7 protein-coding genes are annotated in these 10,704 nt (G+C 69.6%); 4 read left to right on the top strand and 3 right to left on the bottom strand.

Annotated features, from left to right (window positions below; genetic code table 11):
- Positions 1-33 precede the first annotated feature (33 nt).
- The 3 genes from hfq to MKK49_RS13235 all read left to right on the top strand — a co-directional run bounded on the left by hfq (position 34) and on the right by MKK49_RS13235 (position 5,012).
- Positions 34-294, top strand: a complete 261-nt coding sequence (hfq, locus tag MKK49_RS13245; RefSeq protein WP_244029102.1) for an RNA chaperone Hfq — start codon at positions 34-36, stop codon at positions 292-294.
- A 184-nt stretch (positions 295-478) separates the two neighbouring features.
- Positions 479-3,472 (top strand): excinuclease ABC subunit UvrA, encoded by a 2,994-nt coding sequence (uvrA, locus tag MKK49_RS13240; RefSeq protein WP_244029100.1) that lies wholly within the window; start codon positions 479-481, stop codon positions 3,470-3,472.
- 565 nt (positions 3,473-4,037) lie between these two features.
- The gene (locus MKK49_RS13235) at positions 4,038-5,012 is read left to right on the top strand and encodes a transporter (protein WP_244029098.1); all 975 of its coding nucleotides are present in this window, start codon (positions 4,038-4,040) and stop codon (positions 5,010-5,012) included.
- A gap of 144 nt (positions 5,013-5,156) precedes the next feature.
- Here the strand turns inward: MKK49_RS13235 and MKK49_RS13230 are convergent, their stop codons facing one another.
- Entirely contained in the window at positions 5,157-5,849 is a 693-nt protein-coding gene (locus MKK49_RS13230) for an ArsR/SmtB family transcription factor (protein ID WP_244029097.1), read from the bottom strand.
- A gap of 412 nt (positions 5,850-6,261) precedes the next feature.
- The gene (gene hflX, locus MKK49_RS13225; protein ID WP_244029095.1) at positions 6,262-7,674 is read right to left on the bottom strand and encodes a GTPase HflX; all 1,413 of its coding nucleotides are present in this window, start codon (positions 7,672-7,674) and stop codon (positions 6,262-6,264) included.
- Positions 7,675-8,179: 505 nt separating this feature from the next.
- Here hflX and MKK49_RS13220 point away from each other — a divergent pair.
- On the top strand, positions 8,180-10,234 hold the full coding sequence (locus tag MKK49_RS13220) for a methyl-accepting chemotaxis protein (protein ID WP_244029093.1): 2,055 nt from the start codon (positions 8,180-8,182) through the stop codon (positions 10,232-10,234).
- A gap of 305 nt (positions 10,235-10,539) precedes the next feature.
- Here MKK49_RS13220 and MKK49_RS13215 read toward each other — a convergent pair.
- A partial coding sequence (locus MKK49_RS13215) for an integrase core domain-containing protein (protein ID WP_244029458.1) occupies positions 10,540-10,704 on the bottom strand: 165 nt, incomplete at its 5' end.

Below are 10,704 nucleotides of genomic sequence, written 5' to 3'. Positions count from 1 at the left end.
CGGCGGGCGGCAGTTCGAGCAAGGATAAGAACAATGGCGGGCGAACGCGCTCAGAACCTGCAGGACACGTTCCTGAACCACGTTCGTAAGAACAAGATCCCGCTCACCATCTTCCTCGTCAACGGCGTCAAACTTCAGGGCGTCGTCACCTGGTTCGATAATTTCTGCGTGCTCCTGCGCCGGGACGGCCATTCACAGCTCGTCTACAAGCACGCCATCTCGACCATCATGCCGGGCCATCCCGTGCAGCTGTTCGAGCCGGACGAGACCGCGCCGGAGAAGGCCCTCGCCTGAATCGGGACGCACGCGCCCTCCGGGGAACGGATCGGAGTCGCCGCAAAGCCTGCCATCCCTTCGGGAGACCGAGCGCCGCACCTTGCCCACGGGCACTCCACGCCCGACATGCGTTCTGTTCCGGGTGTTCCGCTCCCTGGCGGACGCATGACGCCCGCGGCGACCCGACTTTCGAAGAGATCCCATGGCCAAAGCCAAAGCCGCCGCCCGGCAAGCGCGTGTCGAGAAGCAAGCGCAGTCGGACAAGATCGAGGCGGATATCGAGAAGCTGTTCGACGGGGCCCGTGACGCGCGCGTCATCTCCGTGCGCGGCGCGCGCGAGCACAACCTCAAGAACGTCGACCTGACGATCCCGCGCGACCGGCTCGTGGTGTTCACCGGCCTGTCGGGCTCGGGCAAGTCGTCGCTCGCCTTCGACACCATCTACGCGGAAGGCCAGCGCCGCTACGTCGAGTCGCTCTCGGCCTATGCCCGCCAGTTCCTCGAGATGATGTCGAAGCCCGACGTCGATCAGATCGACGGGCTCTCGCCGGCCATCTCCATCGAGCAGAAGACCACCTCGAAGAACCCGCGCTCCACCGTCGGCACGGTCACCGAGATCTACGATTACATGCGCCTGCTCTGGGCGCGGGTCGGCATCCCGTACTCGCCGGTCACCGGCCTGCCCATCGAGAGCCAGACGGTCAGCCAGATGGTCGACCGGGTCCTGGCCCTGCCGGAGAAGAGCCGGCTCTACCTGCTGGCGCCGGTGGTGCGCGGTCGCAAGGGCGAGTACCGCAAGGAGATCGCCGAGTTCCAGAAGAAGGGGTTTCAACGCCTGCGCGTCGACGGCGAATACTGCGCCATCGACGACGTGCCGGTCCTCGACAAGAAGGTGAAGCACGACATCGACGTGGTGGTGGACCGCATCGTCGTGCGGGCCGACATCGCCGCCCGGCTCGCCGATTCGTTCGAGACCGCCCTGGAGCTCGCCGACGGCATCGCGCTCATCGAGTTCGCCGACACGCAGGAGGGCGAGGCCGCCCGTGAGCCCATCACGTTCTCGTCGCGCTTCGCCTGCCCGGTCTCGGGCTTCACCATCGCGGAGATCGAGCCGCGCCTGTTCTCGTTCAACAACCCGTTCGGGGCCTGTCCGACCTGCGGCGGCATCGGCCACGAGATGCGGATCGACCCCGAACTCGTGATCTCGGATTCCAAGCTCAGCCTGAAGCGCGGCGCCGTCGGCCCCTGGGCGAAATCGACCTCGCCGTATTACGGCCAGACCCTCGATGTCCTCGCACGGCACTACAAGTTCAAGACCACCGTGCCCTGGGCCGAATTGCCGGAGACGGCCCGCGCCGTGATCCTCCAGGGCACCGGCCGGGAATCCATCCGCTTCGCCTACGACGACGGCCTGCGCGCCTACGAGGTGAACAAGCCGTTCGAGGGCGTGATCCCGAACCTGGAACGCCGCTACAAGGAGACCGAGAGCGACACGTCGCGCGAGGAGATTGCGCGGTTCATGAGCGCCACGCCGTGCGCCACCTGCGACGGCAAGCGTCTTAAGCTCGAGGCGCTGTGCGTGAAGATCGCCATGCAGGATGTCGGCGAGATCACCGCCCTGTCCGTGCGCGAGGCCCATCGCTGGTTCTCCGAACTCCCCGAAAAGCTCACGGCCAAGCAGAACGAGATCGCGTTCCGCATCCTCAAGGAGATCCGCGACCGACTCACCTTCCTGGTCGATGTGGGGTTGGACTACCTCACCCTGGCGCGGGGCTCGGGCTCGCTGTCCGGTGGCGAGAGCCAGCGCATTCGCCTCGCCTCGCAGATCGGCTCCGGGCTCACCGGCGTCCTCTACGTGCTCGACGAGCCCTCCATCGGCCTGCATCAGCGCGACAACGAGCGCCTGCTCGGCACCCTCAAGCGCCTGCGCGATCTCGGCAACTCGGTGATCGTCGTCGAGCACGACGAGGACGCGATCCTGCAGGCCGACTACGTGGTCGATGTCGGCCCGGGTGCGGGCATCCACGGCGGCCGGATCATCGCGCAGGGCACGCCCGCGGAGGTGCTGAAGAACCCCGCCTCGCTCACCGCCAAGTACCTCACCGGCGAGATGAGCGTGCGGGTGCCCACCGCGCGGAGGAAGCCCAAGAAGGGCAAGCTCAGCCTCGTGGGCGCCAGGGGCAACAACCTCAAGAACGTCTCGGTCGAGATCCCGCTCGGCACCTTCACGTGCGTCTCGGGCGTCTCGGGGGGCGGCAAGTCAACCCTCATCATCGACACGCTCTACAAGTCCGTGGCGAAGACCCTCAACGGCGCCCTGGAGCACCCGGCGCCCTTCGACCGGCTGGAGGGCCTGGAGAACCTCGACAAGGTCATCGACATCGACCAGTCGCCCATCGGCCGCACCCCGCGCTCGAACCCGGCCACCTATACGGGCGCGTTCACGCCGATCCGCGACTGGTTCGCCGGCCTGCCGGAGGCGAAGGCGCGCGGCTACCAGGCCGGGCGGTTCTCGTTCAACGTGAAGGGCGGGCGCTGCGAGGCCTGTTCGGGCGACGGCGTCATCAAGATCGAGATGCACTTCCTGCCGGACGTCTACGTCACCTGCGACGTCTGCAAGGGCCGCCGCTACGACCGCGAGACCCTGGAGGTGAAGTACCGCGACCGCTCCATCGCCGACGTCCTCGACATGACCGTGGAAGAGGCCGCCGACCTGTTCAAGGCGGTGCCCACCATCCGGGAGAAGATGGAGACCCTGGCCCGCGTCGGCCTCGGCTACGTCAAGGTCGGCCAGCAGGCCACCACCCTGTCGGGCGGCGAGGCCCAGCGGGTGAAGCTGTCGAAGGAGCTGTCGAAGCGCGCCACGGGCCGCACCCTCTACATCCTCGACGAGCCGACCACGGGCCTGCACTTCCACGATGTGGCCAAGCTCATGGACGTGCTCCACGAGCTCGTCGACCAGGGCAACACCGTCGTGGTGATCGAGCACAACCTCGAGGTCATCAAGACCGCCGACTGGGTCATCGACATGGGGCCGGAGGGCGGCGACGGCGGCGGCCTGGTGGTGGCCGAGGGCACGCCCGAGCAGATCGCCCAGTCGAAGAAGAGCCACACCGGCCGCTTCCTGCGCGACGTGCTCGCCCGCCGGCCGCCCGCCCCCGCCGTCGTTCCAAAGGGCCGCAAGGCCGCCGGCTAGGGCGCGGTCGCGCCGGACGCCAGGCCGGTTCGTCGCGGGCGCGGACGCATCCGAACCTGATTCGGGACCGGAGAACGACGGCGCCGGACGGTGATTCGCGGGGTCGGCAAGGCCTTTCGTCGGCGGACGCCCGTCCCGCGCCGCGGGACCGGCCGGAGGGCCGGTCCGCCAAAGGTTAACGATTGCGCAATCGCCGAGGGCGGATTTCCGCTTCCTCCCAAACCGGGCGGCCACGGCAAACGCTTACGCCGTCAGCGATATCGTTCCGGTTCGGTGCCGCGGGGCGTCCCGCACCGCGCCGCAATGGTTAACGAAGCACGGTGTTGCACCGCGGCCGAATTGCGGCTTTTGCGCAACGGTCAGTTTGGAACTGCCCCGTTTCAGTGCAATGCGCTGTCCTTCCGAGCCAAGCTGTAGAATAGTTCCCCTCGTTGAGACACGAATTCGGGCCGCAAGGGGGGCCTTCCAAACCAACGGGAACACGCCGCTCAAAAAGCGGCGGACCGGCAGAATGGTGCGGAAGGCTACGCGGCGCCCGCCTGAAATCCTTGGGAAGGACAGACACATGATGAAGAACTGGCTCGCCGCCGGAGCGGTGGCGCTTTCGGTCGGCATGTCCGCCACCGCCGCCTTCGCCCAGACGACCACGGTTCCCGGTGAGCAGGTCGGCCTCGCCACCGGCGCCCCGCTGCCCGAGGGCATCTACGCCCTCAACACCTTCGTCTACCGCAGCAACGAGAACACCGGTCCCGGCTCCGTCGACGTCGGCGTGAACGTCCCGGTGCTGGTGTGGTCGACCCCGTTCGTTCCGCTCGGTGGCCGCGTTGAGCTGCTCGTCGCTCCCCCGACCGTGTTCGCCTTCGGCAAGAACGGCGGCCCGAACGGCACCCGTGATCTGTCGATCAACGTCGGCACCTTCGTCGGCGGCATCTGGGCGTTCGACCTCGGCAACAACTTCGGCGTCAGCTTGCTCGGCGGTGTCTACCTCAACGAGCTCAACGGCGACCGCGGCGTCCTCGTCAGCAACTCCGGCAACTTCTCCGGCGCCCCGGTGCTCGGCCAGCTCGCCTCCAACACCTACCGCTTCGGCGTCGCCGGCAGCTACACCGGTGACGGCTGGAACCTGACCGCCAACCTGACCGCGAACATCTACGATTCGCCGGCCTCGTTCGGTGGCACCAACACGGTGGGCTTCGGCAACACCCGCGGTCCGTTCATCATCTCCGACTCGCTCAACCTCGACCTGACCGCGACGAAGAAGTTCGGCAAGTTCGAGATCGGCGCCATCGCCTACGGCACGATGAACTTCGACATCAGCTCCGTCAGCCTCGCCGCCGGCAACCGCGGCAACTTCTCGGTCGGTGGTCTCATCGGCTACGATTTCGGGCCCGTCACCGCCCAGGCCTACGTCGCCACCACGGTCGCCAACTCCGTCCGTCGCGCCGACACGGTCGAAGGCTGGTTCCGCCTGATCGTTCCGCTGTACTCGCCGACCGCCGTCGCCGCCGCTCCGGTCTCGCCGATCATCCGCAAGTACTGATCCCACAAGGACTGATCCGACTGCCGCGGACCTCCGGGTCCGCGGTGTTTCAGAAGCCGGAAGCCGTTCCTCCCCCGGGAGGGGCGGCTTTCGTCGTTCGGGGGACCGTGAGACCGTCGCTGCGCAAAACCCGGCGGGCGTTCGTCAGGGCTCGAACCCCAGCACCTCGACAAACCCGCGCCGGCCCGCCTCGGTCACCGTCACGGCGCGGCCGTTCCGCACGCGGGCGATCCAGCCGAGATCCTCGCAACGGCGGCACAGGGCGGCCCCCAAAAGGCCGGCGAGGTGCGGTCGGCGCTCGCTCCAGTCGAGGCATGGGCGGCAGAACACGCGGCGCGCCGATCCGGTCCGTTCGCTCGCGACGCCGAACGCCGCGAGCCAGGCACGCCCGGCCTCCGTCGCCTCGCCCGCCTCCGACCCGAGCACGATCAGCCCGCGCGCGACGAGGGCGTCGGCGATCCCGACCCCGAGGCGTCCGGCGAGGTGGTCGTAGCAGGTCCGGGCCGCGCGCAGATCCGGGTCGATGCGCGGCGTCGCCCGGCGCATTCCCGCCGGCGCCGCGGCCCCGGCGACCACCAGGATGCCTTCCAGCATCCGCGCGACCTCGGGCGAGGCGAGGCGGAAGTAGCGGTGGCGGCCCTGCTGGGCGACCTGCAGCAGCCGTCCCTCGACGAGCCGTCCGAGATGCCCGCTCGCCGTGGCCGCCGTGATCCCGGCGGTCCAGGCCAGCTCCGTCGCCGTCAGGGCGCGCCCGTCGAGGAGGGCGGCCAACATGTTGGCACGTCCCGGGTCGCCGACGAGGGCGGCGGTCTCGGCGAGGCCGATGGCGTTCGTCATGGGCGGAGCCTAACCGATTCGGCCGGCGCGATCCCGCCCCGACGCTTCGGCCGGGACCGAAGCGTTCGCGCCTGACAGCCGACCCGAAGGGCGTCATCCTGCGGGCCGAACCGGGGGGACGCATCGTGATCGCCCGCCGCATCCCGGCTCGCCGCGTCCTCACGCTGAGGCACGGGCCCTCGCCCGGATCAGGAAACAGGGGCAGCCCGCGTGATCTCGGTCGTCTTCGAAGTCCATCCGGGAGACGGGCAGCGCGACGCCTACCTCGGGCATGCCAGGATGCTCATGCCAGGATGCTGAAGCCGGAGCTGGAGGGCATCGACGGCTTCATCGACACGGAATTACGGACTGTTCGACCGGCGCGAGGCCCCGCAAGTCCATCCGCCCGTGGCGCGGATGGATCGCGCGGGGGCTACCCCACCCGGTTCAGCCGCCGCGCGCCCGCGAAGCGGTTGAGGAAGCGCGGCTCCTTCTCGGGGGCGATGCGGAAGGCGAGGTGCATGGTGCCGCCCTCCTCCTCGCGCCGGTCCAGGACCTCGCCGTTCTCGTAGAGCCAGTGCAGGGCGGCGCCGTCCTCGGGCGGCAGCACCACCGCGAAGGTCGAGCGCTGGCGGGCGATGCGGGCCTCGATCCGGCTCGTCAGCGCCGCGAGGCCCTCGCCGGTGAGGGCCGAGACGAGGACCGGCGCGTCGCTGTCCCGGTCCGTGCGCCCCTGGGCGCTGAGGTTGAGCAGGCGGGTGCGCTCGCCCTCGTCGAGGAGGTCGGCCTTGTTCCAGACCTCGATGATCCGGGTGGCGGAGGTCTCGATGCCGAGCTCGCGCAGGACCGCGCCGACATCCTCGGCCTGGGCCTCGCTGTCGCCGTGGGAGACGTCGCGGACATGGAGCAGGATGTCGGCCTCGATGACGTCCTCCAGGGTCGCCCGGAAGGCGGCGATGAGGGAGGTCGGGAGTTCGGAGATGAACCCCACGGTGTCGGACAGGATCACGGTCTCGCCGTGGGGGAGCTTGGTCGCCCGCGCCGTCGGGTCGAGGGTGGCGAACAGCATGTCCTGCGCCATCACCTGCGCCTTGGTGAGCGCGTTGAAGAGCGTCGACTTGCCGGCGTTGGTGTAGCCGACGAGGGCCACGATGGGGTACGGCACCCGTGCCCGGCCCTGGCGGTGCAGGCCGCGCGTGCGGGTGACGCCGTCGAGCTCGCGCTCGATCTTCGTCATCCGCTCCTGGATCATCCGCCGGTCGGCCTCGATCTGGGTTTCGCCGGGGCCGCCGAGGAAGCCGAAGCCGCCGCGCTGGCGCTCCAGGTGGGTCCAGGACCGCACGAGGCGGCTGCGCTGGTAGGCCAGATGCGCGTGCTCGACCTGGAGCGTGCCCTCGCGGGTCGAGGCGCGACGCCCGAAGATCTCGAGGATGAGGCCGGTGCGGTCGATGACCTTGCAACCGAATTCCTTCTCGAGGTTGCGCTGCTGCACCGGCGAGAGGGCGCAATCCATCACCACGAGGCCGATCTCGCGGGCCTTGATCACGCCGGCGAGTTCCTCCACCCGGCCCTTGCCGAGATAGGTCGACGGCCGGATGCGCTGCACCGGCGCGAAGATCGCCTCGACCACGTCGAGCTCGATGGCGGCGGCGAGGCCCGAGGCCTCGTCGAGGCGCGCCTCGTTGGACCGTGAGGACTCGGTGCTGTGGACGCCCCCGGCACTGCGCTGGGCCACCCGGCCGAGATACGGCCCGACCACGAGGGTGTGGGTCGCGGCCGCGATGTCGCCCTCGGGGGCCGCCATCGCCTGGAGCCGGGCTTCGCCGGGCGTCATGGTTTCCGTCATCGCGTGCGTGTCAGACCTTTTTCGTGGTCCTCCGACATTGGGCTCCGCATCACGTCAGACAAGGGCGCCCGGTGTTTATCCGGCGAACCGCCATCGCGTCGGGCGCCCACCGCGACCCCGTCGGTTGCGGCGATCGCCGCGGCCGCGGTCGCCGACGGGGACGGGCGGGATCGGCGGCCCCTCGTCCGGCGCGCCGCCATCCTGCGAACCCGTGCCGCAAGACATCGCGGCAAGACATCGCGGCAAGACATCGCCGCAAGACATCGATGCGCGGGACAAGGGATGTTCCCGTCGCGTCGGTGGTCGTCAGCGGATCAGGGATGACAGGAATGCTCAGATCGCCGCCCGATCCTGCGTTGTCGCGCGGATGGTCGATGTCACACGGCAGATCCGCTCAGCAAATCATCATCCGTGCGGAAAATTCAGGCATCCCTTCGCCGGGAAAGATCACGTTTATGAATCTGGATGACTAAGCAAAGCTAACGTTCCAGGAAAGCTCTTCTCGATGCTCGCCAGCTTCTTCCAATCCCTTCGCGGTCGCATCCTTCTCGTCGCCCTGGCGCCGTGCCTCGCCTTCGCGGTCGTGGCGGCCCTGGCGATCTCCGGGCGGATGAGCGAGCGCGCCCACATGGTTCAGGTGGAGAGCCTCCTCGGCCTCGCCGGCCAGGTCGGGGGGTTCGTCCACGAGGCCCAGCGCGAGCGCGGTGCCTCCAGCCTGTTCCTCGGCTCGAAGGGCACCCGGTTCCGGACGGAACTCGACGCCCAGCGCACCCGCACCGATGCGAGCCGCACCCACCTGATGGAGGCCTACGCGGCGATGGAGCCGGCCTCGGCCGGCGGAAGCCTCGCCGTTCGGGGCGCGGCCCTCACCGCCGCCCTCGACGGCCTCGGCGCCCATCGCCGGGCCGTGGACGGCCTCGCCCCGACGCCGGCCCAGAACCTCGCCACCTATTCGGACATGATCGCCAAGGCCCTCGACCTCGTGCGCGAGATGTCCCAGGTCGCCGCCGACGCGGCCCTGAGCACCCGGGTCTCGACCTACGCCTCGTTCCTGTCCCTGAAGGAGCTCGCCGGCCAGGAGCGGGCCACCGGGGCCGGCCTCATCGGCGCGGGCCAGGTCGATCTGCCGGGCTTTTCGCGACTCCTGGCGCTCGGCGCCGGCCAGGCGACCTACGAATCCTTGTTCCGCCTCTCCGCCGACCCGGCCCAGGCGGCGCTCCTCGACGCCGCGGCGTCGAGCCCGGCGGCCCGCGAAGTCGAGCGCCTGCGCGCCCTCGTCCTGGCGACGATCCCCGGCCAGCTCCTGAGCTTCACCGACGCGCCGGCCTGGTTCACCGCCGCGACCCAGCGCATCGACGCCCTGAAGGGCATCGAGGATCGCCTGACCGCCGATCTCGCCGCCGCCGCCGCCGCGGCACGGTCCGGCGCGGAGCGCGGCGCGACCCTGTGGCTCGGCGCCAGCCTCGCGACCCTCACCCTGTCCTGCCTCGTCGCCTTCGGCTTCGGCACCGCCATCGCCCGGCCACTCGGTCGGATCGCCGATGCCCTCACGGCCATCGGACGCGGCGCGGAATCCGGTCCGCTCCCCGTCGGGGGGGCCCGCGAGGTGCGGGCCATCGCGGCGGCGGCGGCCGAGTTCCGCGACAGTCTGGCCGAGAGCCAGCGCATCCAGGCCGAGGCCGAGCGGTTCAGCGAGAGCACGGCGGCCGAGCGGCGCCAGGCGATGCTCGCCCTCGCGGACGGGTTCGAGGCCCGGGCCGGCGGCATCGTCGAGGCGGTGTCGGCGGCCTCGACCCAGCTGGAAGCCTCCGCCTACGCCCTGTCGCAGGCCGCCAGCGACACCTCCCGCCTGAGCGGCGCGGTGGCCAGCACCTCGCAGAGCGCGGCGATCAGCGCCGATACGGTGGCGGCGGCGACGGAAGAGCTGAGCGCCTCCGTGCGCGAGATCGGTGCCCGCGTGGAGACCTCCGCCACGGTGGCGGCCCAGGCCGAGCGCGACACCGCCCGCATGGGCGAGGACGTGCGCCGGCTTGCGGCGGCGGCCGGCAGCATCGGCGAGATCGTCGGGCTGATCTCTAGCATCGCCGGACAGACCAATCTCCTGGCGCTCAACGCCACCATCGAGGCGGCGCGGGCCGGCGACGCCGGACGCGGCTTCGCCGTTGTCGCCGCGGAGGTGAAGGAGCTCGCCAACCAGACCACCCGCGCCACGGACGAGATCGCCGCCAAGGTCGCCGAGATCACCACCTCCACGGCGGCCTCGGTGGAGACGATCGGCGGCATCGCGACGGTGATCCAGCGCCTCAGCACCTTGTCGCAGGACATCGCCGCGGCGGTCCAGCAGCAGGACGCCGCGACGGGGGAGATCGCCCGCACCACGATCCGCACCTCGGATGGCACCCGTCAGGTCTCGACCCACATCGCCGGCGTCAGCACGGCGGCCGATACGGCCCGTACGGGCTCGGACCAGGTCCTCACCGCCGCCAGCGACCTAGCCCGCCAAGCGGCCGCCCTGCGGACTGAGGTCGACGGGTTCCTGGCCACCGTTCGGGCGGCTTGAGAGGAGGGAGCATCACCGGCGCAACCCAAGAATACCCTTGCCAAAGCTGCGGTGGACGCACTTGAAGCGCTCCGCGATCACCGCTTTAGCGTGCTAACCGCTGATTGATCGGCCCGTACGAGGTGTTCCAAGAGTAAAGTTAGTACACAGGTGGCCTGGAGTTGACCCAGTTTGTGGTCCACGACCTACGCAAGTTCTCAGGCGGTTGAGGGTCGCCCGGATTTTGGTCCGGCCGAAAGGTAAGCTTCCGGGTCTCATGAGGGTCCCCCGGATTTTGGTCCAGCCGGAAGGTGAGCTTCCGGGTCTCATTCGGCGGCCTGCAGGGCCGTCGCCAAGGCAAATTCCTGAGGCGTTCGCCACCCCAGGGCTGTGTGAGGACGGCTCTCGTTGTACTGCCGCCGCCACGTCTCGATCTTGCTCCTCGCGTCGGCCAACGACAAGAACCAGTTCGCGTTCAGGCACTCGTCGCG

The sequence above is a fragment of the Methylobacterium sp. J-090 genome (genome assembly GCF_022829345.1).
In the GTDB taxonomy this organism is placed as follows: Bacteria; Pseudomonadota; Alphaproteobacteria; order Rhizobiales; family Beijerinckiaceae; genus Methylobacterium.
This window is presented reverse-complemented; position numbering and strand designations above follow the sequence as displayed.

What these genes read in the sequence shown, in the direction of transcription:
- hfq (WP_244029102.1), top strand. Translation starts at nt 34, where the DNA reads ATGGCGGGCGAACGCGCTCAGAACCTGCAGGACACGTTCCTGAACCAC.
- uvrA (WP_244029100.1), top strand. Translation starts at nt 479, where the DNA reads ATGGCCAAAGCCAAAGCCGCCGCCCGGCAAGCGCGTGTCGAGAAGCAA.
- MKK49_RS13235 (WP_244029098.1), top strand. Translation starts at nt 4,038, where the DNA reads ATGATGAAGAACTGGCTCGCCGCCGGAGCGGTGGCGCTTTCGGTCGGC.
- MKK49_RS13230 (WP_244029097.1), bottom strand. Translation starts at nt 5,849, where the DNA reads ATGACGAACGCCATCGGCCTCGCCGAGACCGCCGCCCTCGTCGGCGAC.
- hflX (WP_244029095.1), bottom strand. Translation starts at nt 7,674, where the DNA reads ATGACGGAAACCATGACGCCCGGCGAAGCCCGGCTCCAGGCGATGGCG.
- MKK49_RS13220 (WP_244029093.1), top strand. Translation starts at nt 8,180, where the DNA reads ATGCTCGCCAGCTTCTTCCAATCCCTTCGCGGTCGCATCCTTCTCGTC.